General features: G+C 61.8%; 19 protein-coding genes. 10 read left to right on the top strand and 9 right to left on the bottom strand.

Annotated features, from left to right (window positions below):
* The first annotated feature begins 66 nt into the window (after positions 1–66).
* The 6 genes from ACIO0C_RS10555 (at position 67) to ACIO0C_RS10530 (ending at position 6,441) form a co-directional block, all read left to right on the top strand.
* Complete coding sequence (locus ACIO0C_RS10555; RefSeq protein ID WP_401311271.1) at positions 67–915, top strand: polysaccharide deacetylase; 849 nt, start codon at positions 67–69, stop codon at positions 913–915.
* Positions 908–1,795: a polysaccharide deacetylase gene (locus ACIO0C_RS10550; RefSeq protein ID WP_401311268.1), complete on the top strand. Its 888-nt coding sequence runs from the start codon at positions 908–910 to the stop codon at positions 1,793–1,795. The genes ACIO0C_RS10555 and ACIO0C_RS10550 overlap by 8 nt, the downstream gene beginning before the upstream one ends.
* A gap of 189 nt (positions 1,796–1,984) precedes the next feature.
* Positions 1,985–3,163 (top strand): MFS transporter, encoded by a 1,179-nt coding sequence (locus tag ACIO0C_RS10545; protein WP_401311266.1) that lies wholly within the window; start codon positions 1,985–1,987, stop codon positions 3,161–3,163.
* A gap of 158 nt (positions 3,164–3,321) precedes the next feature.
* Entirely contained in the window at positions 3,322–4,029 is a 708-nt protein-coding gene (locus tag ACIO0C_RS10540) for an HPP family protein (protein ID WP_401311263.1), read from the top strand.
* A gap of 150 nt (positions 4,030–4,179) precedes the next feature.
* On the top strand, positions 4,180–5,286 hold the full coding sequence (locus ACIO0C_RS10535) for an enoyl-CoA hydratase/isomerase family protein (protein ID WP_401311260.1): 1,107 nt from the start codon (positions 4,180–4,182) through the stop codon (positions 5,284–5,286).
* Positions 5,287–5,289: 3 nt separating this feature from the next.
* On the top strand, positions 5,290–6,441 hold the full coding sequence (locus ACIO0C_RS10530; protein WP_272602165.1) for an acyl-CoA dehydrogenase family protein: 1,152 nt from the start codon (positions 5,290–5,292) through the stop codon (positions 6,439–6,441).
* Positions 6,442–6,505: 64 nt separating this feature from the next.
* Here the strand turns inward: ACIO0C_RS10530 and ACIO0C_RS10525 are convergent, their stop codons facing one another.
* From ACIO0C_RS10525 to ACIO0C_RS10500, 6 genes are all read right to left on the bottom strand, one after another.
* On the bottom strand, positions 6,506–7,279 hold the full coding sequence (locus ACIO0C_RS10525) for an enoyl-CoA hydratase (protein WP_401311257.1): 774 nt from the start codon (positions 7,277–7,279) through the stop codon (positions 6,506–6,508).
* A gap of 14 nt (positions 7,280–7,293) precedes the next feature.
* Positions 7,294–8,421 carry an acyl-CoA dehydrogenase gene (locus tag ACIO0C_RS10520; protein ID WP_401311254.1) on the bottom strand — a complete coding sequence of 376 codons (1,128 nt, stop codon included), beginning with the start codon at positions 8,419–8,421 and terminating at the stop codon, positions 7,294–7,296.
* A 66-nt stretch (positions 8,422–8,487) separates the two neighbouring features.
* Positions 8,488–9,681 carry an acetyl-CoA C-acyltransferase gene (locus ACIO0C_RS10515; protein ID WP_401311251.1) on the bottom strand — a complete coding sequence of 398 codons (1,194 nt, stop codon included), beginning with the start codon at positions 9,679–9,681 and terminating at the stop codon, positions 8,488–8,490.
* A 12-nt stretch (positions 9,682–9,693) separates the two neighbouring features.
* A complete protein-coding gene (locus tag ACIO0C_RS10510) occupies positions 9,694–10,455 on the bottom strand; it encodes an SDR family NAD(P)-dependent oxidoreductase (protein WP_401311249.1) in 762 nt (253 codons plus the stop codon).
* A gap of 13 nt (positions 10,456–10,468) precedes the next feature.
* Complete coding sequence (locus ACIO0C_RS10505) at positions 10,469–12,133, bottom strand: AMP-binding protein (RefSeq protein ID WP_401311246.1); 1,665 nt, start codon at positions 12,131–12,133, stop codon at positions 10,469–10,471.
* Positions 12,134–12,300: 167 nt separating this feature from the next.
* Complete coding sequence (locus ACIO0C_RS10500; RefSeq protein ID WP_401311243.1) at positions 12,301–13,320, bottom strand: AraC family transcriptional regulator; 1,020 nt, start codon at positions 13,318–13,320, stop codon at positions 12,301–12,303.
* A gap of 233 nt (positions 13,321–13,553) precedes the next feature.
* Between ACIO0C_RS10500 and ACIO0C_RS10495 the strand changes: the two genes are divergently transcribed.
* The 3 genes from ACIO0C_RS10495 to ACIO0C_RS10485 all read left to right on the top strand — a co-directional run bounded on the left by ACIO0C_RS10495 (position 13,554) and on the right by ACIO0C_RS10485 (position 16,581).
* Positions 13,554–14,411 carry an SDR family oxidoreductase gene (locus tag ACIO0C_RS10495; protein WP_401311240.1) on the top strand — a complete coding sequence of 286 codons (858 nt, stop codon included), beginning with the start codon at positions 13,554–13,556 and terminating at the stop codon, positions 14,409–14,411.
* A 141-nt stretch (positions 14,412–14,552) separates the two neighbouring features.
* Positions 14,553–15,902, top strand: a complete 1,350-nt coding sequence (locus ACIO0C_RS10490; RefSeq protein ID WP_401311237.1) for a cation:proton antiporter — start codon at positions 14,553–14,555, stop codon at positions 15,900–15,902.
* 202 nt (positions 15,903–16,104) lie between these two features.
* A complete protein-coding gene (locus tag ACIO0C_RS10485; protein WP_401311234.1) occupies positions 16,105–16,581 on the top strand; it encodes a hemerythrin domain-containing protein in 477 nt (158 codons plus the stop codon).
* A 150-nt stretch (positions 16,582–16,731) separates the two neighbouring features.
* Here ACIO0C_RS10485 and ACIO0C_RS10480 read toward each other — a convergent pair whose 3' ends face one another.
* From ACIO0C_RS10480 to ACIO0C_RS10470, 3 genes are read right to left on the bottom strand one after another with little or no spacing between them, the layout of a single operon-like run.
* Complete coding sequence (locus ACIO0C_RS10480; RefSeq protein ID WP_401311231.1) at positions 16,732–18,651, bottom strand: PAS domain S-box protein; 1,920 nt, start codon at positions 18,649–18,651, stop codon at positions 16,732–16,734.
* 7 nt (positions 18,652–18,658) lie between these two features.
* Positions 18,659–20,971 (bottom strand): ATP-dependent DNA helicase, encoded by a 2,313-nt coding sequence (locus ACIO0C_RS10475; RefSeq protein ID WP_401311229.1) that lies wholly within the window; start codon positions 20,969–20,971, stop codon positions 18,659–18,661.
* Positions 20,968–22,620, bottom strand: a complete 1,653-nt coding sequence (locus tag ACIO0C_RS10470) for a VRR-NUC domain-containing protein (protein WP_401311226.1) — start codon at positions 22,618–22,620, stop codon at positions 20,968–20,970. The genes ACIO0C_RS10475 and ACIO0C_RS10470 overlap by 4 nt, the downstream gene beginning before the upstream one ends.
* A 208-nt stretch (positions 22,621–22,828) precedes the next feature.
* On the opposite strand from ACIO0C_RS10470, the gene ACIO0C_RS10465 reads away from it, so the two are divergent.
* Positions 22,829–23,053, top strand: coding sequence for a YgdI/YgdR family lipoprotein (locus ACIO0C_RS10465; protein ID WP_008063639.1), 225 nt, complete (start codon positions 22,829–22,831; stop codon positions 23,051–23,053).
* The last annotated feature ends 1 nt before the right edge of the window (position 23,054 follow it).

Here is a 23,054-nt window from a genome sequence, read left to right as displayed (position 1 = left end):
ACCGCCTTCGCTGGCAAGCCGGCTCCTACAGGGTGTGCGTTTACCCATAGATAGCGGAGCGCAACGATGTCCTCCTCACCCCAACCCACCTGGCCCGACCAGCACAAGGCCTGCCTGGCCCTGGCCTTCGACCTCGACGGCCCGACCGGCGATGCCATGCTCAACGGCTCGATCTGGCGCAAGCCTGAGTACTTCGGATTCGGTGGCTACGGCCCCTACCGGGCATTGCCGCGGATTCTCGATTTGCTCGACGAATTCCGCCTGCCGACGACGTTCTTCGTCCCGGCCTGGGTCGTGGAGAACTGGCCAAAACAGTGCCAGGCAATTGTCGAGCGCGGGCATGAGGTGGCTTATCACGGCTACAAACATGAATCCTTCTACGCCCTGACGCTGGACCAGCAAAAGGACGTGATGAAACGCTCCCGCGAGGTCTTCTGGAAGCACTTGCACATCCGCGCCGAAGGCTTCCGCACGCCCTCCGGCGACTGGCGCGCCGAAACCCCGGCCATGCTGGTGGAAGCCGGCGTGACCTACTCCAGCAGCATGCGCGGCGATGATCGGCCGTACCTGGTCAACGTGCCGGGCCACGCCACGCCGCTGGTGGAAATCCCCGGGCGCTGGGAAATGGACGACTACGCCTCCATCGCCTACACCCGGGCTCCGGACTTCCCGTCCGGGCTGGACCGCACCGCCAGCTACGCGCTGACCCTGGACAACTGGTGCCGCGAATACGACGGTGCGATGAACGAAGGGTTGTGCCTGACCACCCTGTTCCACCCCAAGATCACCGGCAAACCGGGGCGCATCCTGTTGCTGGAAAAACTCTTCGAACACATGCGCCAACGCGACGACGTCTGGTTCGCCACCTGCCGTGACGTCGCCCGCTGGTGGCTCAAGGAGCATCACCATGGCTGAGTCCACCGTCTGGCCCAAAGGCTATCGCTGCGCCGTGGTGCTGACCGTCGATTACAACGACATCCACGGCATTCTCACCCAGGCCCCGGACGTGGCCGGACGCGACAAGACCCTGTCAGTCTGGCGCTACGGCACCCAGCGCGGCGTGGAGCGTTTGCTCGGCCTGTTCAAGGAGCTCGGTGTCTGCAGCAGCTGGTTTGTCCCCGGCATCGTCGCCGAGGAAAACCCCGGCCACATTCGAGCAATCACTGCCGGCGGGCATGAAATCGCCTGCGCCGGGTATCGCCACCAGAACTACGACACTCTCGACCTCAGCGCACAAAGCGCCGAGGTGGCCAAGGGTTGCGCCGCGTTGACCGCGCTGACCGGCCAGCGCCCCAGCGGTTTTCGCATTCCGGCCGGCAACGCGGCCCCAGGCTTCATCGAGGCGCTGCAGGATCAGGGCTTTGAATGGTCGTCGTCATGGCGCGGCGATGACCTACCGTTCACGCACCCGACAGCTGCCCAGTTGATCGAGCTGCCGTTGCACTACGAACTGGAGGACGAACCCTACTTCGCCTTCAACCTCAGCCCGGCAGTGCCGCCGGCGCAATCGCGGATCGCCTCCTACAGCCACACCTTGGGCAACCTGCAAATGGACTTCGCCGGCTTCCACCGTTTTGGCTTGTGCTACGTGTTGCGCCTGCACCCGGAAATCATTGCCACGCCCGGGCGCATCGGGGTGTTGCGCGAATTGCTCGAAGGGTTTTTGCAGCACGATGACGTGTGGATCGCCACCGGCGCCGAAGTCGCAAGGTGGTGGGCGCAAACCGCAGCCCCCGTGACCGAGGATCATCCGGCGTGCGTGTTTGAACGGCATTATCGGGATTACCTGTCATGAGCGGGCGCATGCAGCGACTGGAGGAATTGGCATCCATTGAAACCTCGATCGTTCCCATGCTCCGCGTGGGAACGCAGCCAGGAACGCTCCGCGTTCCAGAGGCGGACGCAGAGCGTCCGGTGAGGCATTCCCACGCAGAGCGTGGGAACGATCTGTCAGAGCTCATTGAATAAGGACATTTGCACCCCCGTGGCCACTTACTCGCTCGTTATTCGCCGGCTGATGATCGTGTCGCTGACCATCGTCGTCAGCCGCGCCATCACCAGCCCGCTGCTCACCCTGTTCCTGAGCAACAAACTGGGCCTCAACCAACAGGACGTCGGCTTGCTGCTGGGCATCGCGGTGTTCATCGCCACCCTGCTCGCCCTGTACGGCGGCTACATCATCGACCGCCTGGAAAAACGCCGGTTGCTGATCCTGGCGATGCTGTCCAGCGCCATCGGCTTCGTGCTGCTGACCTTTGCCGAAAACCTCTACCTGACCACCCTGACGCTGGTCATCACCGAGACTGCCTCGGCCTTGTTCCTGATCGGCTCCAAGGCGATCCTCAGCGAAAACCTGCCCATGGGCCAACGCGCCAAAGCGTTTTCCCTGCGCTATACCCTGACCAACATCGGCTACGCCACCGGCCCCATGCTCGGCGTGGTGATTGCCGGGGTCTATCCGATCGCGCCGTTCCTGATCGCCGGGGGCATCGCGTTCTTCAGCATCTTCCTGATGCTGGGAATCCCCAGGGACTCAGCACAGTCATCGACAGTCAGCCAACCGCAGAGCTTCCTCAAGACGCTGGTCACCCTGAAAAATGACCGCACGTTGATCATGTTCACCTGCGGCTGCCTGCTCAGCACCGTGGTGCACGGACGCTTCACCCTGTACCTGTCGCAATACCTGCTGGTCACCGAAGATTCCAAGCGCGCCCTGGAAACCATGGCGGCCCTGCTCGCCTGCAATGCGATCAGTGTGATCCTGCTGCAATACCAGATCGGTCGCTTCCTCAACCGCGAGCAACTGCGTTACTGGATCGCAGGCGGCACCAGCCTGTTCATTGTCGGGCTGATCGGTTTCAGCCTGGCCGACAGTCTGGTGGGCTGGTGCGTGGCGATGTTCATCTTCACCCTTGGCGAAATGATCATCTACCCGGCCGAATTCCTCTTCGTCGACACCCTGGCCCCGGAAGAACTGCGCGGCAGCTACTACGGCGCGCAGAACCTGGCCGCCCTCGGTGGCGCATTGAGCCCGGTGATCTGCGGTTTCCTGTTGATGCACACCCCGGCACCGACCATGTTCTACGCCTTGAGTGCGCTGACGGCCATGGGCGGTTTCCTGTGTTTCATGAGTGGCCGGCGCGTGACGATACATCAGAAATAATGAACTAAAGCTTCATTAATATGAATTTGTCAGCATCGAGAATGCACGGCACACTGTCATCGTTCCTCCCCCAACAGTTGGAACACCTTCAAGGGCTTTCCGGGTTTCCCAGGCAAGCCCTTTTTTTTACTCGGTTTTTTATTGGAACGATGTTCATCATGCTTGCTCGCTGGTTGCCCGCTGCTATCAATACCCGACCTTCGGAATGGAGTCGCGCCGCCATCGGCATGGCCTTGGGAACGATGTTCAGCGTCTGGCTGTGCGCTCAGGTATTCGGCATGCAGGTGGCGCAGCATCTGGTTGGTCCACTGGGTGCCTCGGCGGTGTTGCTGTTTGCCGTGTCGTCCGGCGCGCTCGCGCAACCTTGGTCGATACTCGGCGGCTACTTGAGCGCCGCGGTGGTAGCGCTGCTGGTGGCCCACGTGCTCGGCCGGACCCTGGGCAGTGCTTGCCTGGCGGCGGGCATGGCGCTGATCGTGATGTGCTGGCTGCGTTGCCTGCACCCGCCAGCCGGGGCGCTGGCATTGCTGTTGGTCCTGGCCGACCCCGCGACCATTGCCATGGACTGGAAAGCCCTGGGCCCGGTGATGCTCGCCGCGTCAACCATGCTGTTCAGTGCCCTGGCCTACAACAACCTGACGCGCATCCGGTACCCGAAACGCGCCAGCGAACCGGTGGCCGTGGTGCCCGCCGACCACCCTCCGGTCGACAGCCAGGCGATCACCGCCCAGGACCTGAAACTGGCCCTGGCGCAGATGGAGGCCTTCATTGACGTTACCCCTGAAGACCTTGAACAGCTGATCCACGCCACCGAATTGCAGGCCAGGCGGCGCAGTATCGGGGAGGTGTTAAGCCGTAGCGCTTGAACCGGACTGTTTTCCTGTAATGGCTTCTGCAAAAATGCAGAAAGCACCTGCACATTTCCCGGTTGTACTAGGCAAATTTGCACTGTTACGATCCGGCATCGCTCGCGCGCGAGCTTGTCTATAAAGAACAATAAAAGCAGGGAGTTAGTGATGACTGCTCAGGTTTTATCGAAGGGCACTTCGTCCATGGATGCCATGCAGAACGAAGTGCTGGCCGAGGTTCGCAACCACATCGGTCACCTGACCCTCAACCGCCCCGCCGGCCTCAACGCCATCACCCTGGAAATGGTCCGCGACCTGCGGCGTCAGCTCGACGCCTGGGCGCAGGATGACCAGGTGCATGCCGTGGTGCTGCGCGGCGCCGGCGAAAAAGCCTTCTGTGCCGGTGGCGACATTCGCTCGCTGTACGACAGCTTCAAGAGCGGCGACACCCTGCACGAAGATTTCTTCGTCGAGGAATACGCACTCGACCTCGCGATTCACCATTACCGCAAACCGGTGCTGGCCTTGATGGATGGCTTCGTGCTGGGCGGCGGCATGGGCCTGGTGCAAGGCGCCGACCTGCGGGTGGTCACCGAGAAAAGCCGGTTGGCGATGCCTGAAGTCGGCATCGGTTATTTCCCGGACGTTGGCGGCAGCTACTTCCTGCCGCGCATCCCCGGGGAGCTGGGGATTTACCTGGGCGTCAGCGGCGTGCAGATCCGCGCGGCCGATGCGCTGTACTGCGGTCTGGCCGATTGGTACCTGGACAGCAGCAAACTGACCACGCTGGATGAGCGACTCGATCAACTGCAGTGGAATGACACGCCACTGAAGGACCTTCAGGGCCTGCTGGCGAAACTCGGGGTGCAACAGTTGCCCGATGCGCCGCTGGCCGCCTTGCGCCCGGCTATCGACCACTTCTTCGCCTTGCCCGATGTGCCGAGTATTGTGGAGCAACTGCGCGAAGTAACAGTCGCCGACAGCCATGAGTGGGCCGCGACCACCGCCGACCTGCTGCAGACCCGCTCGCCTTTGGCCATGGGCGTGACCCTGGAAATGCTCCGCCGCGGTCGGCACCTGGGCCTTGAACAGTGCTTCGCCCTTGAGCTGCACCTGGACCGCCAGTGGTTCGAGCGCGGCGACCTGATCGAAGGCGTGCGCGCCTTGCTGATCGAGAAAGACAAGAATCCGCGCTGGAACCCGCCTACCCTGCAGGCGCTGGACGCCGAGCACGTAGCGAGTTTCTTCAGCGGTTTCGATGAGAGCGGGAGCTGAACCATGCATGATCTCGAATTGACTGAAGAACAAGTCATGATCCGCGACATGGCCCGGGACTTTGCCCGTGGCGAAATCGCGCCCCACGCCCAGGCCTGGGAAAAGGCCGGCTGGATCGACGACGCCCTGGTGGCGAAGATGGGTGAGCTGGGCCTGCTGGGCATGGTGGTGCCCGAAGAATGGGGCGGCACCTATGTCGATTACGTTGCCTATGCCCTGGCGGTGGAAGAAATCTCCGCCGGCGACGGCGCCACCGGCGCGTTCATGAGCATCCACAACTCGGTGGGCTGCGGGCCAGTGCTCAACTACGGCAGCGAAGAACAGAAACAGACCTGGCTGGCGGACCTGGCCAGCGGCCAGGTGATTGGTTGCTTCTGCCTGACCGAACCACAAGCCGGTTCCGAGGCGCACAACCTGCGCACCCGCGCCGAATTGCGCGATGGCCAGTGGGTGATCAACGGCGCCAAGCAGTTTGTCAGCAATGGCAAGCGGGCCAAGCTGGCCATCGTGTTTGCCGTGACCGACCCGGACCTGGGCAAGCGCGGCATTTCGGCGTTCCTGGTACCCACCGATACCCCGGGCTTCATCGTCGACCGCACCGAACACAAAATGGGCATCCGCGCTTCCGACACCTGCGCGGTCACCCTGAACAACTGCAGCATTCCAGAAGCCAACCTGTTGGGTGAGCGCGGCAAGGGCCTGGCGATCGCCCTGTCCAACCTCGAAGGCGGCCGCATCGGCATCGCCGCCCAGGCACTGGGCATTGCCCGCGCGGCATTCGAAGCGGCGCTGACCTATTCGCGCGAGCGCGTGCAGTTCGGCAAAACGATCAATGAACACCAGAGCATCGCCAACCTGCTGGCCGACATGCACATGCAGCTGAACGCCGCGCGGCTAATGATCCTGCACGCGGCACGCCTGCGCACGGCCGGCAAGCCGTGTCTGTCGGAGGCCTCGCAGGCAAAGCTGTTTGCGTCGGAAATGGCCGAGAAAGTCTGCTCGTCAGCGATTCAGATTCATGGCGGGTATGGCTATCTGGAAGATTACCCGGTCGAGAAGTATTACCGGGATGCGCGAATTACGCAGATCTATGAAGGGTCGAGCGAGATTCAGCGGATGGTGATTGCCCGGGAACTCAAAAACTACCTGGTGTAAAGCCTTAAAAGCTTCGCGGGCAAGTCGGATCGCCGCCCGCGAAGACGTCAGCGAAAACGCTACATTACTTGCCTTGGAACTCAGGCTCACGCTTGGCAATGAACGCCGCCATCCCTTCCTTCTGATCCTGCGTCGCAAACGCCGCATGGAACACCCGGCGCTCAAAGCGCACGCCTTCGGACAGGCTCACTTCAAAGGCACGGTTGACGCTTTCCTTGACCATCATCGCAATCGGCAGCGATTTCCTGGCGATCAACGCCGCGACTTTCAGCGCTTCATCCAGCAATTCATCGCTTGGCACGATGCGCGCCACGATGCCGCAACGCTCCGCTTCCACGGCATCGATCAAGCGACCGCTCAGGCACATTTCCATGGCCTTGGCCTTGCCCACGGCGCGGGTCAGGCGTTGGGTACCGCCCATGCCCGGCAACACGCCGAGGTTGATTTCCGGCTGGCCGAATTTGGCGTTATCGCCGGCCAGGATGAAATCGCACATCAGCGCCAGCTCACAGCCGCCGCCCAGGGCGAAACCGTTGACCGCGGCGATGATCGGCTTGCGGCGGTTGGCCACGCGGTCGCTGTCGCTGAACAGGTCGTCGATGTAGATCTGCGGATAGGTCAGCTCGGCCATTTCCTTGATGTCGGCACCGGCGGCAAAGGCCTTTTTCGATCCGGTCAGGACGATGCAGCCGATGTTCGAGTCGGCCTCGAAGCCGTCGAGGGCCTGGTTCAGTTCGCTGACGATCTGCGCGTTCAACGCGTTCAGCGCCTGCGGGCGGTTGAGGGTAATCAGGCCGACCCGGCCATGGGTTTCCAGCAAAATCGTTTCGTAGCTCACAAGTGGTTTCCTTTTCAAAGATTGCGTGAAATGACCATGCGTTGAATATCGCTGGTGCCTTCGTAGATCTGGCAAACCCGCACGTCGCGGTAGATCCGCTCCAGCGGGAAGTCGTTCAAGTAACCGTAACCGCCAAGGGTTTGCAGCGCCGAGGAGCATACCTTCTCGGCCATTTCCGAGGCGAACAGCTTGGCCATCGACGCTTCCACCAGCGCCGGCTTGCCGCTGTCCCGCAGCGCCGCCGCGTAATGCACCATCTGCCGCGCCACCGCGATCTGGGTCGCCATGTCCGCCAGGCGGAAGGCCACGGCCTGGTGCTCGATGATCGGCTTGCCGAAGCTCTCGCGCTCACGGGCATAGTCGCGGGCCGCTTCGAACGCGGCGCGGGCCATGCCCACTGATTGCGAGGCGATGCCAACACGCCCGCCTTCGAGGTTGGCCAGGGCGATCCGGTAGCCTTCGCCTTCTTCACCCAAGCGGTTGGCGACGGGCACTTTGACGTCTTCGAAGAGAATCTGGCAGGTGTCGGAGGCGTGCTGGCCGAGCTTGTCCTCGACCCGGGCGACTTTGTAGCCTGGCGAATCGGTGGGCACGATGAACGCCGTGATGCCGCGCTTGCCAGCAGCCGGGTCGGTCACGGCGAACACGATCACCACCGCGGCGTTCTGCCCGGAGGTGATGAACTGCTTGCAGCCGTTGAGAACGTAGTGATCGCTTTCCAGGCGCGCACGGGTTTTCAGGCCGCTGGCGTCGGAGCCGGCCTGGGGTTCGGTCAGGGCAAAAGCACCGAGCATCGCGCCGCTGGCCAGCGGTTTGAGAAAGCGCTCTTTCTGATCGTCGTTACCGTAGTTGAGGATCGGCACGCAACCCACCGAGTTGTGCACGCTCATGATGGTCGAGCAGGCACCGTCACCTGCGGCGATTTCTTCCAGGGCCATGGCGTAGGCCAGGTAACCGGTATCGCAACCGCCCCACTGCTCCGGCACCAGCATGCCGAAGAAGCCCAGCTGGCCCATCTCGGCGATGGCTTCCTTGGGGAAACGGTGTTCACGGTCCCACTCGGCCGCGAACGGTTTCAGCCGTTCCTGGGCAAAGTCCCGGGCCGCGTCGCGTATCTGCTGTTGTTCGTCATTGGGGATCATGACCATTCCTTGAAAATGTAATTACCCCCTGTAGAAGCGAGCATGCTCGCTCCTACAGGGATCGCATTAGTACAGGCACTCCACGGCCATGGCCGTCGCTTCGCCACCACCGATGCAGATCGCTGCAACACCACGCTTGAGGCCTTTCTGGCGCAGGGCCGAGAGCAAGGTCACGATAATCCGCGCGCCAGACGCACCGATCGGGTGGCCCAGGGCGCAAGCGCCGCCGTGCACGTTGAGTTTCTCGTGGGGAATTTCCAGGTGGGTCATCGCCGCCATGCCGACCACGGCGAAGGCTTCGTTGACTTCGACCAGATCGACCTGATCCAGCGACCAACCGGTCTTCTTCATCAGCTTCTTGATCGCGCCAATCGGCGCCACCGGGAACAGGCCCGGGGTATCGGCGAAGGCCGCATGGCCATGGATCACCGCCAGCGGCTTGAGGCCACGCTTGTCGGCTTCGGAGCGGCGCATCAGCACCAGTGCCGCCGCGCCGTCGGAGATCGAACTGGAGTTGGCCGCCGTCACGGTCCCGCCATCGCGAAACGCAGGCTTGAGCGAGGCGATCTTGTCCAGCCGGGCTTTCGGTGGCTGCTCGTCGTTGCTGATCGTCACCTGTTCCTTACCGACGGTGACCGTCAACGGCACGATCTCGTCCTTGAAGCTGCCGTCCTTGATCGCCTGCTGGGCGCGGGTGGTCGAAGCCACCGCAAACGCATCCTGGGCCTCACGGCTGAAACCGTGGGTTTCGGCGCAGTCTTCGGCGAAGGTGCCCATCAGGCGCCCCTTGTCGTAGGCATCTTCCAGGCCGTCGAGGAACATCGAATCGAGCACCCGGCCATGCCCCATGCGGTAGCCGCTACGGGCGCGGTCCAGCAGGTACGGCGCGTTGGACATGCTTTCCATGCCACCGGCGATGACCACCTCGGCGCTGCCGGCCACCAGCATGTCATGGGCCAGGATGGCCGCTTCCATGCCCGAACCGCACATTTTGTTGAGGGTGGTGCAACGGGTCGACTTATCCAGCCCGGCACCCAGCGCCGCCTGGCGCGCGGGCGCCTGGCCCTGGCCGGCAGGGAGGACGCAGCCGAACAGCACTTCGTCGACGGCATCGCGTGCAACGCCGGCACGTTCAACCGCGGCCTTGATCGCGGCGGCACCGAGTTGCGGCGCGGTGAGGCTTTTCAGTTCGCCCTGGAAACCACCCATCGGGGTGCGGACGGCGCTGACGATAACAATCGGATCGTTGGTTATAGTCATGACAAATCCTCCTTATTTGGCCGCCATGCGCAAGGCACCGTCGAGACGGATCACCTCGCCATTGAGCATGCTGTTTTCAATGATATGCCGAACCAGGGATGCGTACTCGGCAGGCTTGCCCAGGCGCGGCGGGAACGGTACGCCGGCGGCCAGGGAGTCGCGAACTTCCTGGGTCATGCCGGCCATCATCGGCGTTTCGAAAATGCCCGGGGCGATGGTCATTACGCGGATGCCGAAGCGCGCCAGTTCACGGGCCGCGGGCAAGGTCAGGCTGACAATCGCTCCCTTGGACGCCGAATAAGCCGCCTGGCCGATCTGGCCATCGTAAGCCGCGGCGGACGCGGTGTTGATGATCACGCCGCGCTCGCCATCGGCGTCCGCTTCAGTCTCGGCAATCGCCGCGCAGGCCAGGCGCAGCATGTTGAAGCTGCCGATCAGGTTGACGTTGATCACCTGGCTGAAGCTTTCCAGGGCGTGCGGACCATTCTTGCCGAGGATCTTTTCGCCGCGCACGATGCCGGCGCAGTTGACCAGGCCATTGAGCCCGCCAAAGGCCTTGACGGTCGCCTGTACCGCGGCCTGGGCCGCGGCTTCGTTGCTGATGTCCGCCACCACGCTTTGCGCGCCCAGTCGCTGGGCCTGGGCCGCGACGGCTTCGGCGTTCATGTCCACCAGCATCACCTTGGCGCCGGCCGCGACCAGCATCTCAGCGGTGGCCGCACCCAGCCCGGAAGCACCACCGGTGACGAGAAAAACCTTGTTTTCGATCTGCATCATTGTTTCCTTTTCAAGCTGGAACGTTCTTCGCGGCGGCCTCTTGAGCCTTGGCGATTTCCTGGTTGCGCAAGATAAAGCGCTGCAATTTGCCGCTTGGGGTTTTCGGCAACTCGCTGACAAATTCGATTTCGCGCGGATACGAGTGAGCCGCCAGACGCTTGCGCACGTATTGGCGCAACTCTTCGGCCAGCTCCGGCGTAGCGCGGTATTGCGAGCAGATCACGACGAACGCCTTGACCAGCTCGGTGCGTTCCGGGTCGGGTTTGCCGACCACGGCGGCTTCCACCACCGCCGGGTGCTCGATCAATGCGCTTTCCACATCGAACGGACCGACGCGGTAGCCGGAGGTGGTGATCACGTCGTCGCTACGGCCGACGAAGCTGATGCTGCCGTCCGGGTTCCACTCGACGGTGTCGCCGCTCAAGTAATAAGTGCCGACGAAGGCCTTGGTCGGTACGCCTTCGTAACCGGCGAACCAGCACATCGGCGACTGGCTGCGGTCGATGGCCAGAATGCCCGGCTGGCCGACGCCCAGTTCCTGGTAGTCGTCATCCAGCACCACGATGCGGTGGCCGGGCGAGGCAAAACCGGCAGCGCCCATATGGATCGGGTGCTCCAGGCCATGGTGGTTGCACAGCACCATGCCCAGCTCGGTCTGGCCGTAATGGTCATGGATGACCACGTCCAGATTATCGGCGAACCAGCGGATCACTTCCGGGTTCAGCGGCTCGCCGGCGCTGCTGACGATGCGCAGCTTGCCTTTGATCGACCGGGCGAATTCGTCGCCACCGGCGATCAACAGGCGATACGCCGTCGGTGAGCCGGTGAGGTTGGTGATTCCATATTTGTTGATCACCCGGCAGGTGCTTTCCAAGGTGAACGGGCCATCGTAGAAGGTGATCGGGTGCCCCAGGGCCAATGGACCTGTAACGCCAAAATAGATGCCGTAGGCCCAGCCCGGGTCGGCCAGGTTCCAGAAGGCATCTTCGGGCCGCAGATCCACCGCGTCACGGGTGTAGCCCTGGAAGGCGACGATGGCCTTGAGCGGCACAGACAACGCTTTCGATGGGCCGGTGGTGCCCGAGGTGAACATCAGCAGGAACGGGTCTTCGCCGGTCAGCAGCACCGGCTCGCAGACATTGGCGTAGTTGGCCAGTTCGGCCCAGAAGCTGTAATCGCCGCGGACAATGCCCTGCCCCTTGGGGCCTGCGACGGTGACGATGGTCGGGCAGTCGGCGACCTCCGCGAGTTTCGCGCGGTTGACCGCGTCGGTGACCACCACCCTGGCCCCGGAACTGCCCAGGCGATGCTCGATGGCCTTGGGGCCGAAGGCGGTAAACAACGGTTGATACACCGCGCCGATGCGCCAGGTGGCGAACACGGTGATCAGCAATTCGATATTGCGTGGCAGGAGACCGGCGACCTTGTCGCCTTTCTTCACGCCCTGGGCCAGCAGGAAGTTGGCAAAACGCGCGGCTTTGTCCTGCAGCTCGTTGAAGGTGTAGGTCGCGCTGGTGCCGTCACGGCCTTCCCAGAACAGCGCGATACGCCCAGGCAGCGCATGCCGGTCACAACACTCGATGCAGGCGTTGAGAGCGGTCAGATTGCCTGCGAGTGCGGCATCGACGGAGTGCTGATAGTTGAACTGTGAAACGGCAGACAAGTAATCGCGCATTGCCAGAGTCCCTGTGTATTTTTGTTAGGTGGGGGGAACCGTAACCAACAGGGAAATACTCGCTCTGCGCGGGGTCTCGGGCAATGGTCAAAGTTATCAAGTTGCTTGACTGGTTTGGCCAAGGTCCAACCTTCGAACGCGATCTCTGGAGCTGCCGAAGGCTGCTCCTACAAGTGAGATTCGTTGAGAATCAGACTGCGGTAATGCCCGGGATTGGACCCCGACCATTTGCGAAACGCCTTGTAGAACGAGCTCGCATCGGCGAACCCCAGCCGGGCGGCGATTTCGGCGAAGCTGATGGCAGGTTCCGCCAGCCAGGCGATGGCCAGCTCCTTGCGCACGCTGTCCTTGAGCCCCTGGTATGTCTGGCCCTCCTCGGCCAGGCGCCGGCGCAGGGTCGAGGCCGACATGCACAGGCGTTGCGCCAGAGCTTCGGTCTCCGGCCAGAGCTCGGCGGGCAGTTGTCGCAGGTCCTGCTTGATCCGGCTGGCCAGGCTTTGCGGATCGCGGTACTTGACCAGGATGTTGGCCGGCGCCTGGGCCAGGAAGCGTCGCAACTCTTCATCGCTGCGCTTGATCGGCAAACCCAGGCAGTCGGCGGAAAAGATCATTCGCGTACGCGGTCGGTCGAAGCGCAGGTTCTCGGAGAACATCACCTGATAGTCATGGCAGAAATCCGGCTGCGCACAGCGCAGTTCGATCGCCAGGATCGGAATTCGTCGCCCGGCCAGCCAACAGGCCACGCCGTGCACGATCATCCAGTAGGTAAAGTAAGTGAAGGCCCGGCGCGGCTCATGGTCGTCTTCGTGCAACACGATTTCCGCGAGGCTTTGCTGATGCACCAGCTCGGCGGGCATGCGCTCGAGCATCAACGACAGGAAGTTCAGACCACTGGTAAGCCCGGCGGCCAGGCTCGGCTGGACCATGGCACAGCGACAGAGGAACTCCAGGCTGCCGGATTTGAGCTTGCGCGGATCCATGCCAAAAAACTCGTCATCCCCCCGCCGGGCCAGCAAGCGCCACAGACGCGCATAGGCACTGGCCGGAACACGGGCGTCGCTGCTGCCGAGCAACGCCGGATCGAGGCCGACCTTGTGCAACACCTCATCGGTGGCCGCGCCGGGGTCGCAACTTTGCAGCAGCGCTTCACGCACCAGCTGAATGGAAATGGTGTCTTTTTCCGACATGCGCCAGGCGTGCCCTGTTCTGGTTTGAGTGGTGGGCATATTAGCGCAGCGGCTGGCTTGTCGGCGAAGGCGAGTCCATACAAAGAGCGAAACCCTAAGTGGCCGTTACCGCAGGAATGGATATGTACTCCGACAACAAGCAAGGAATTCAATGGATCGCCATCCAACCGAACTCCACCCAAAAGGCCAGGGTCAACCCTTTGACCGTCCAACCTTGAATGCGGAGAGCGATGATGAACAACTACCCCAAACCACCCTTCCCCAAACAACACCAACCCGTCCCCGGCTCCCAACGCAAAATGGACCCCTACCCGGACTGTGGTGAGCAGAGCTACAAAGGCTCGGGTCGACTGGACGGCAAGATCGCCCTGATTACCGGAGCCGACAGCGGCATAGGCCGCGCGGTAGCCATTGCCTTCGCCCGTGAAGGCGCCGACGTGGCCGTGGCCTACCTTGATGAACAGGAAGATGCGCAGGAAACCGCGCGCTGGGTTGAACAGGCCGGCCGCCAATGCCTGCTGCTGCCGGGTGACCTGGCGCACAAGGTGCACTGCCGGGCCCTGGTGGAGAAAACGGTCGAGCGTTTCGGCCGCATCGACATTCTGGTCAACAACGCGGCGTTCCAGATGACCCACGAGAACCTCGAGGACATTCCCGACGAAGAATGGGTGATGACCTTTGACGTCAACATCACCGCCATGTTCAGGATCTGCCAGGCGGCGCTCAAACATATGCAGCCCGGTAGCTCGATCATCAACACCAGTTCGGTCAACTCCGACATGCCCAATCCCACCCTGCTGGCGTATGCCACGACCAAGGGCGCGATCGCCAACTTCACCGCCGGCCTGGCGCAGATGCTCGGACCGAACAATATCCGGGTCAACAGCGTGGCGCCGGGGCCGATCTGGACGCCGCTGATCGTCTCGACCATGCCCGAGGAAACGGTACAGAACTTCGGCGCCAACACCCCACTCGGCCGTCCGGGCCAGCCGGTTGAAGTCGCACCGATCTATGTGCTGCTGGCTTCGGATGAAGGCAGCTATATTACCGGCCAGCGTTTTGGGGTAACCGGGGGCAAGCCGATCCTTTGATGCGCGATGCCTGAAAAATGGAACCTGTCCATGCCTCCAACGCTCAACACTTCATAGGCCCTGGGTGGCGGGTCTTTCGATACCTGGAGGTCGTCATGTCCGCACCTTTCGCCAAACTGCTCACTCAATGACCCCCGGGCCATGAGTTTCATTGCCTGGGTCGCGGTGTTGGGTGCCGTTCTGCTGACGCTGGCACTGACCTCGTCCTACCTGCGCTGGATGCCGGTGACCACCTCGGCCGTCTGCCTGGCATTGGGTGTGGCCATCGGGCCGGCGGGGTTGGGCTGGCTCAGGCTGGACATCATGGAGGCCGCGTACTGGATGGAGCACCTGACGGAAGTCGCGGTGCTCTTTTCGTTGTTCGTCTGTGGACTCAAGCTGCGCCTGCCCCTCAGGGATCGCAGGTGGCGCGTGGCTTTCGGGCTGGCGGGACCGGTCATGGTCCTGACCATCATCGGTGTCTGCCTGTTGCTGCATTATGCCTTCGACTTGCCGTGGGGACCGTCGTTGCTGATCGGTGCGATCCTGGCGCCCACCGACCCGGTACTGGCTTCATTGGTGCAGGTCAACGATGCCAAGGACGTCGACGCGGTTCGCTTCGGCCTGTCCGGTGAGGCCGGGCTCAACGATGGCATTGCCTTTCCCTTCGTGATCCTGGGCTTGCTGTTCATCCAGCTAGGCGGCGGTTCTTCCACCGCCTGGCTGGATGACTGGGCGCTCAAGCGTCTGCTGTGGGCGGTGCCCGCCGGATTGCTGGTCGGCTATGGCATGGGCCGTGCCATTGGCCGCCTGACGTTGTCCATGCGCATCAGGAATGCCGACAGCACCCTGTCGCCCAACGACTACCTGACCTTTGCCCTGATCGCCCTGGCATATGTCACCGCCGAGGCAGTGCACGGCTACGGTTTCCTGTCGGTGTTCGCGGCGGCACTGGGGTTGCGTCGGGCCGAAGTCAAATCCATGGGGCACTCACAGACGCCGGCCGAGCACCTGGTGCAGCCGGTCGTCGGTCATCAGAACGTCGAGCCCGATGCCGCCGTGCATGGCGATGTGGCGAACATGGAGGAGGCGCAAGTGGCGGCCGGGATCATGATCGGTGACATGCTGTCCTTCGGCAGCCTGGTCGAACGGGCCATGGAGGTTTTCCTGGTGACCTTGCTCGGGGTGGTGCTGGTGGGCCATTGGGACTGGCGCGCACTGGCGATTGCACTGGTGCTGTTCTGCGTGATTCGCCCGCTGATTGTCGGGTTGGTGCCCTGGGGCAATTTGCTTGACGGCAAGCAACGGCTGTTGATCGGCTGGTTCGGGATTCGCGGTATCGGTAGTTTCTACTACCTGTTCTACGCCTTGAATCACGACCTCGCACCTTCGATGGCCACCTTGTGCACCGACCTCACGCTCTCGGTGGTTGCACTGAGCATTCTGATTCACGGAATCAGCACCCAACCGCTCCTCGCCCACTATGAACGGCAAAAGCAGCCAAGCGACTGATCTTCTCCGTGGCGAAGTGCATGAACCAAAGTTGGAACTCATGCAGCCTGCATGGCGCCTATTTGCCATTAGCGCGTACATCCCATTGATTTCCAAACTCTTTTAGGAGGCATCCAAAGCGGCACGACAAATGCTCCAGAACGATGAGTGACCTGCGGTGTAGAGACCGTTTGCGCTACCCACAACTTGGAGAGACTTGACCATGAACGCCATAGACTTGTTGAAAGCCGACCATGAACGCGTAAAAGGCATCCTTAGCCAACTGAGCGAATCCACCGAGCGCGGTCTGAAAAAGCGCGCCGACCTCCTTGCAAAGCTGGAAATGGAAATCTCGATTCATACCCGCCTGGAAGAAGACGTCCTGTACCCCGCCTACAAGGAAGCCGGTGGCAAGGAGCAGGACGTCATGTATTACGAAGCCAAGGAAGAACACCGTACCGTGGATTCCCTGGTACTGCCGGACCTGAAAGTCACCGACCCGTCCACACCCGAGTTCGCCGGTCGCGTCAAAGTGGTCAAGGAACTGCTCGAACACCACATTGAAGAGGAAGAGACCACGATGTTTCCCCAGGCTAAAAAGCTGCTGGGTAAAGCGGCGCTGGATGAACTGGGAGAAAAAATGGAGACCCTCAAGACCCGCCTGAAAAAGGAACACGATGGTTCGCATATGGCTGCTTGATGGTTAGATGTTTTGTAACGGCGGCGCTCCAAACCTGTAGGAGCCAGGCTTGCCGGCGAAGGCGTCCTTGAACATGGCACTGGTCTTACGGACATCTTCGCCGGCAAGCCGGGCTCCTACAAAAAAACGCGGTGACACAGAGGAAGGTGTCTACATGGCCGAGGCAATGATCTCCACCAGGTTCAGCTGGGTAAACGGCTTGGACAACCGCGGCAACTTGGCCGCAAACCCTTCCAGGCGCTCGGCATAGCCGGTGGCCAGGATGATCGGAATGCCGGGGTTGCGCATGCGGATGGCCTCCGCCAGTTGCGCGCCGCTCATGTACGGCATGGCCATGTCGGTGATGACAAGGTCGATCGCCGGATTGTTCTCGAACAGCTCCAGGCCCTGGGCACCGGACGTCGCGCTGATCACGCGGTGACCGAGGTCCTCGAGCAACAGGCACGTACTGGTCAACACCAGGCTGTCATCATCCACCACCAGAATGCTCAGCCGAGGGACTTGCGGCGCTGCCAGCTCCTCGACAATGGGTGCCGCTATCGAACCTTCCGAGGCCACGGGCAACCAAAGCTGCGCAGTAGTGCCCTGGTTTTTCTGGCTCTTGAGGATGAATCGCCCGCCCAATTGCTCGATGAAGCCATGCACCATCGATAATCCCAGTCCGGTGCCCTTGCCAAGCCCTTTGGTGGTGAAGAACGGGTCCATCGCCGAGGCCAGCGTCGCTTCATCCATCCCCTCCCCGGTGTCAGTGATACTCAGGCACACATAACGTCCCGCCGCCGGCGTGGATCGGGATTGATCGGCGATGGTTTCGGCGTGGGCACTGATGACGATTTTTCCGCCATCGGGCATGGCATCGCGGGCGTTGGTGGCCAGGTTCAGCACCGCCAGCTCAAGCTGATTGACGTCGGCCATGACCGGCTCGATCTGCGCCGGAAAACGGGTTTCCAGTACCACCGAAGGCCCGAGTGAGCTGCGCAGCAGTCCGCTGATCCCTTGCACCAGGACGGGCAGCTCCACCGGTTCGGACTTGAGCTCCTGCTTCCTGGCAAAGGCCAGCATACGCTGGGTCAGGGACACGCCGCGCAATGCACCCTGGGTGGCATTGTCGAGCAAACGGATGATTTTCGGGTCGTCGGCCATGCGTTTACGGACGATTTCCAGATTACCGAGAATGACGGTCAGCAAATTGTTGAAGTCGTGGGCAATCCCCCCGCTGAGCTGGCCGATGGCCTGCATCTTCTGCGCCTGGAACAGTGCTTCGCGGGTTTGTTCCAGCGCCTGCTGCGCCTGGGTTGCTTCGGTGACGTCGCGGGTGATCTTGGCAAAGCCGAGCAAGGTGCCGGTGTCTCCCCAGATCGGGTCGACCACGACATGGGCCAGGAACCTCGTGCCATCCTTGCGCACCCGCCAGCCCTTGTTCTCGAAGCGCCCCTCCCGCGTGGCAATCTCCAGTGCCCGGCCTGGCAAGCCTATGGCCTGGTCTTCAGGGGTGTAGAACATCGAAAAATGCTGGCCGATGACTTCTTCGGGCAAGTAGCCCTTGATGCGCTGGGCCCCCTGGTTCCAGTTGGTCACGCGGCCATCCGGGTCAAGCATGTAGATGGCGTAGTCGGTAACGCTTTGCACCAGCAACCGAAACTGTTGCTCGCTTTGCTTGAGGGTCTCTTCGGCCATCTTGCGATCAGTCAGGTCACGGGTGATCTTGGCAAACCCCAGGAGCGTGCCCGACGGGTCGTAGATCGGATCGATCACCACGTGTGACCAGAAATGCGTGCCGTCCTTGCGCACTCGCCAGCCTTCGCCTTCGAAACGTCCCTCGCGCATGGCCGTATCCAGCGCCCGCTGGGGCAAACCGGCACGACGATCTTCCTCGGTGTAGAAGCGCGAGAAATGCTGGCCGAGAATCTCGGTCTCCTCGTAACCCTTGAAACGCCGGGCCCCTGCGTTCCAGCTGGTAACGATGCCATCGGGATCAATCATGTAGATCGCATAGTCAACCACCGCATCGATCAGCAGACGCAGGCGTCTGTCTTCAATGCTCCCGGCCCGGGTTCGATCTTCTCTCATTGATCCCTCATATCGGGTGCTGTATTTGTGCAATATGCGATAAACCATCCATTTGAACAGCCGTCGACGCGATTGACCACCAGCGTGGCAGCAATTGCTTGACCTTGCTCTCGCCAAACCGGTCATCGATCAACATCACCACACCTTGGTCCTGCTGTGTACGAATCACACGGCCTGCGGCCTGCACCACTTTTTGCACCCCTGGAAACAAGTAAGTGTAGTCGTAGCCTGCGCCAAACATGGCCGCCATGCGCTGCTTGAATTGCTCGTTGACCGGGTTGAGCTGCGCCAGACCGAGGGTGGCGATGAACGCGCCGATCAGGCGTGCACCCGGCAAATCGATGCCTTCGCCGAACGCCCCGCCCAGCACCGCGAAGCCCACGCCCTGGCCATCGGCGGTGAACCGCTCGAGGAACGCCTGGCGTTGCGCCTCCCCCATGCCCCGTGACTGTGACCACAGGTCGATGTCGGGATAGCGTTCGGCGAGCAACTGCGCCACTTGCTGCAGGTAATCGAAGCTGCTGAAGAACGCCAGGTAATTGCCCGGGCGCTGCAGGAACTGCCGGGCAATCAGCTCGACGATCGGCACCAGGGATGCCTGGCGATGAACGAAACGCGTGGAGATCTGGTTGACGATCTGTACGTGCAACTGATCGGCATGAAATGGCGATTCGACGTCAATGCACACGGTGTTCGCCGGGGTACCCAGCAAATCGGCGTAGTAGTGCCGAGGGCTGAGGGTCGCCGAGAACAGCACGGTACTGCGGGCAGCGCTCAGGCGCGGCCCGATGAAGCCGGCGGGTACCACGTTGCGCAGGCAAAGTTGCGAGAGGTTGCGCTTGCGTTCGAGGTCGCGCTTGCTGATGTCGAACAAGTACTGCTGGTCGAAGAGTTCGGCCACTCGACAGAACTGCAGCACGTCGAAGTAGAAGCTCTGTAATGCGCTGTCGAGTCCCTGGGGATGGTCGTTCAGGTAATCGCCGATGCTGGCGCTGCACGATGACAGGGCCTGAAGCAGTTTTTCCGGCGGCTTGTCGTAGGCCTGATAGGCACCCAGTTGCTGGTTATGCAGGGCATTCCATTCGCGGTTGACCCGCTGCAGAGGTTTTTTCAACGCCTCGGGGGCGGTTTTGCGTACGCCGTCGAGGGTCGATTGATCGAGACTGGCGCTGTACATCTGCCGGCCACGTTCCACCAGGTTGTGGGCTTCGTCGACCAACACCGCGACTTTCCAGCTGTTGGCCTGGGCCAGGCCGAACAACAACGCACTGAAATCGAAGTAATAGTTGTAATCGGCAACCACCACATCGGCCCAGCGCGCCATTTCCTGGCTCAGGTAATACGGACAGACCTCATGCAACAGGGCGACCTGGCGCAATGCGCTCTGGTTCAGCAGGCTCAACTCGCTGGCAGCCTGGCGCGCCGCCGGCAATCGATCATAAAAGCCCTGGGCCAACGGGCAGGATTCACCGTGGCAGGCCTTGTCCGGGTGTTCACAGGCCTTGTCCCGGGCGATCATCTCCAGCACCCGCAGGGGCGGCGCATCGGCGCGTGCCAGGATCACCTGCGCAGCGTCCAGGGCCAGCTGGCGTCCCGGGGTTTTCGCCGTGAGGAAAAACAGCTTGTCCAGTTGCTGCGGCGCCAGGGCCTTGAGCAGAGGAAACAGAGTGCCGATCGTCTTGCCAATCCCCGTGGGCGCCTGGGCCATCAGGCAACGCCCGGTGCTGACGGCCTTGAACACCGATTCGGCGAGGTGACGCTGCCCCGGGCGAAAGTCGGCATGGGGAAACGCCAGCTGTTGTGCAGCAAGGTTTCGTCCCTGGCGATGGGCCGTTTCCTGTTCGGCCCAGTGAAGGAACAGGCCGCAATGGTGTTCGAAGAACTGCCCGAGTTCAGAGGCGCTGAACGCCTCGACCAGACAGGTTTCCCTTTCGCTGACGATATCGAAATACACCAGCGCCAGGTTGATCTGCGCGAGGTCGAGCTTGCGGCACATCAACCAGCCATAGACCTTGGCCTGTGCCCAATGCAGTTGCCGGTGGTTGGCCGGTTGCTTGCTCAAGTCCCCGCGGTAGGTCTTGACCTCTTCGAGGCAGTTTTGCCCGGGATCGTAGCCATCCGCCCTGCCCTTGACCCTCAGGCCCTGATACGTCCCTTCGAGGGCGACTTCACTCTGGTAGCCCTCACTGCGCCGTGACGCCACCGTGCGGTGCCCGACGATGCCTTCCAGCGCGGTCGGCGACGGGGTGAAGCGCAAGTCGAGGTCACCGACCTTGGCGGTGAACTCACATAACGCCCGCACCGCGATGCTGTAGCTCAAGCGTCCTGCTCCGCCCATTGCACATGACACACGGCAATCGGCATCCGGTGCTCATGGCAGAACTCCAGCCAGCGCAGCTGGTTGTCCTGCAGGCGATCGCCCGGCCCCTTGACTTCGATCATGCGGTAGGTTTTTTCCTGCGGCCAGAACTGGATCAGGTCTGGCATGCCCGCACGATTGGCCTTGATGTCCAGCAACAAGCGGTTGAACCAGTGCTTGAGGTGTTCGGCGGGCAAGCAGTCCAGCGCCTGCTCCAGCAACGCCTCGCTGAGGGCGCCCCAGAACACGAATGGCGACTGCACCCCCCACTTCTGGGCATAACGCTGGCGGATGGTTTCCCGGTAGCGGCCGTCGTCGAGTTCGTCGAGGCAGGCCTGGAACAACTCGGCCCGGCGGCTATGGAAGTCTTCGCTCAGCAAGTCCACCGGACCACGCTGGAATGGATGGAAAAACGCCCCCGGCAGCGGTGCGAAGATCGCCGGCCAGCACAGCAGGCCGAACAGCGAGTTGATCAGGCTGTTTTCGACGTAGTGTACCGGCGCCGAGTCTTCGTCCAGGTGCGCCTGCACATAGTCCTCCACCGCCAACACAGGGTCGGTCCTGCTCAGTTGCAGGTCCAGGCGCAACATCTGCCGTGGTGCCGGACGCTTGACCGCCGGCCCGCCCAGCTTGCGCCGCAGCCTGGGCAGGATACGCAGCAGGTGTTGCTGCTCGGCGGCGTTCTGCGGCGACTGTTCGGCCTGACACGCCAGGTCCAGGGCCAGCTGGTACTCGGCGCAGCGCTCCAGCACACGGATCATGCGCAAGCGCGCGCCGGGATACGCGCAGTCCCGGTAGAGGGTCAATGCGCTGGCGAATTCACCGGCGCGCTCACACGCCTGGCCCATCTGGAACAGCTGCTTGTCACGACGCCTTTGCAGCCAGGGATTGCCCAGCGCCAGGCCATTGATCTGCTCGACAATGCCCGCCACCCCCTCGCCGGCCTCGAACATCTGCTGGCACTGGTAGAGGAACAGGCAGGCGTCGACGTCCTCGCGGCTGCGCAAGCCTCGGGAATCGGCGCAAAACTCGACTTTTTCGTAGGTGAAGATCCCCAGGTCCGCCAGGATGAATTCGGACCAGTCCTGATAAAGATTGCCGAAAAACATCAAGCGCAGGCGATCGCACAGGCTCATGATGGTCAGGCTGAACAAGCGGTCGCTCAACGCCGGACACCAGTCGTTGAAGGATTGCGCTTGCTGAAAATGTTCGGAGAGTGCCGGCAGCCAGTCGGTCTTTTTACCCTTGGGTTGAACAATGGCGTGGCCCAGGCATTGAAGTATTTCCGCCTTGAGCAACACTTCGAAGAGCACCTCGACCGGTAACGCCTGGTGCTCGTCGAGCCAGCCCAGCGCCAGTAGCGGCCGGGCTGCGCTGGCAATGTCACCGATCTCGGCGTAATGCAGCTTGCTGGCGCGAAAATGAATGCCCTTGCGCATGACCAGCCTGACCAGCAGCGCCTGCGGCTCGCGGGGCAAGTCATTGAAGTCGCCAATGAAGCGGCGCTCTTCGTCGCTCAACACGTCGGCATAGCGGTGCTCAAGCCAATCAAGCACTTGCATGAAATTGTTGAGGTAATAGAACGGATCGTCGAGCGGATTGGCGGTCACGGGAAATGGGCCATGATGAGCGAGCACTGGTTATGCATACAGATACCAGTAACGCCCTGCCCCATGCAAACGGAAAAGGATAAGCGGCGGCGCTGTAAGGGTTTTTTGCCTTGGGTATCGAACTTTTTGCCGTTGCATGGCACCAATCGCCAGAGAGCTGGGTTCGCTTGCGATAACCCAGTGTTTTTTTGAATAATGAGAGGTGACTATGAACATCAGGAATCTGGGGTTTCCCTTGGCAGTAGCGGCTTTTATCGCCCTGGCCGGCTGCTCGACGCCTACGGTGGTCACCCTGCAGAACGGTACCCAGTATCTGACCAAGGACATGCCAAAAACCAAGACCAAGGACGGTTTCTTCGAGTTCGAGGATATTTCCGGGGCCAAGGTCAGAGTCAGGGCCGATGAAGTGACCACGATTCGCCAGGAAGACTGAG

The organism is Pseudomonas sp. NPDC087336, assembly GCF_044744285.1.
Taxonomy (GTDB): domain Bacteria; phylum Pseudomonadota; class Gammaproteobacteria; order Pseudomonadales; family Pseudomonadaceae; genus Aquipseudomonas.
The sequence above is the reverse complement of the archived record's forward strand: the minus strand, read 5'-3'. Positions and strand labels throughout refer to the sequence as shown.

What these genes read in the sequence shown, in the direction of transcription:
- ACIO0C_RS10555 (WP_401311271.1), top strand. Translation starts at nt 67, where the DNA reads ATGTCCTCCTCACCCCAACCCACCTGGCCCGACCAGCACAAGGCCTGC.
- ACIO0C_RS10550 (WP_401311268.1), top strand. Translation starts at nt 908, where the DNA reads ATGGCTGAGTCCACCGTCTGGCCCAAAGGCTATCGCTGCGCCGTGGTG.
- ACIO0C_RS10540 (WP_401311263.1), top strand. Translation starts at nt 3,322, where the DNA reads ATGCTTGCTCGCTGGTTGCCCGCTGCTATCAATACCCGACCTTCGGAA.
- ACIO0C_RS10535 (WP_401311260.1), top strand. Translation starts at nt 4,180, where the DNA reads ATGACTGCTCAGGTTTTATCGAAGGGCACTTCGTCCATGGATGCCATG.
- ACIO0C_RS10530 (WP_272602165.1), top strand. Translation starts at nt 5,290, where the DNA reads ATGCATGATCTCGAATTGACTGAAGAACAAGTCATGATCCGCGACATG.
- ACIO0C_RS10520 (WP_401311254.1), bottom strand. Translation starts at nt 8,421, where the DNA reads ATGATCCCCAATGACGAACAACAGCAGATACGCGACGCGGCCCGGGAC.
- ACIO0C_RS10515 (WP_401311251.1), bottom strand. Translation starts at nt 9,681, where the DNA reads ATGACTATAACCAACGATCCGATTGTTATCGTCAGCGCCGTCCGCACC.
- ACIO0C_RS10510 (WP_401311249.1), bottom strand. Translation starts at nt 10,455, where the DNA reads ATGCAGATCGAAAACAAGGTTTTTCTCGTCACCGGTGGTGCTTCCGGG.
- ACIO0C_RS10505 (WP_401311246.1), bottom strand. Translation starts at nt 12,133, where the DNA reads ATGCGCGATTACTTGTCTGCCGTTTCACAGTTCAACTATCAGCACTCC.
- ACIO0C_RS10500 (WP_401311243.1), bottom strand. Translation starts at nt 13,320, where the DNA reads ATGTCGGAAAAAGACACCATTTCCATTCAGCTGGTGCGTGAAGCGCTG.
- ACIO0C_RS10495 (WP_401311240.1), top strand. Translation starts at nt 13,554, where the DNA reads ATGAACAACTACCCCAAACCACCCTTCCCCAAACAACACCAACCCGTC.
- ACIO0C_RS10490 (WP_401311237.1), top strand. Translation starts at nt 14,553, where the DNA reads ATGAGTTTCATTGCCTGGGTCGCGGTGTTGGGTGCCGTTCTGCTGACG.
- ACIO0C_RS10485 (WP_401311234.1), top strand. Translation starts at nt 16,105, where the DNA reads ATGAACGCCATAGACTTGTTGAAAGCCGACCATGAACGCGTAAAAGGC.
- ACIO0C_RS10480 (WP_401311231.1), bottom strand. Translation starts at nt 18,651, where the DNA reads ATGAGAGAAGATCGAACCCGGGCCGGGAGCATTGAAGACAGACGCCTG.
- ACIO0C_RS10465 (WP_008063639.1), top strand. Translation starts at nt 22,829, where the DNA reads ATGAACATCAGGAATCTGGGGTTTCCCTTGGCAGTAGCGGCTTTTATC.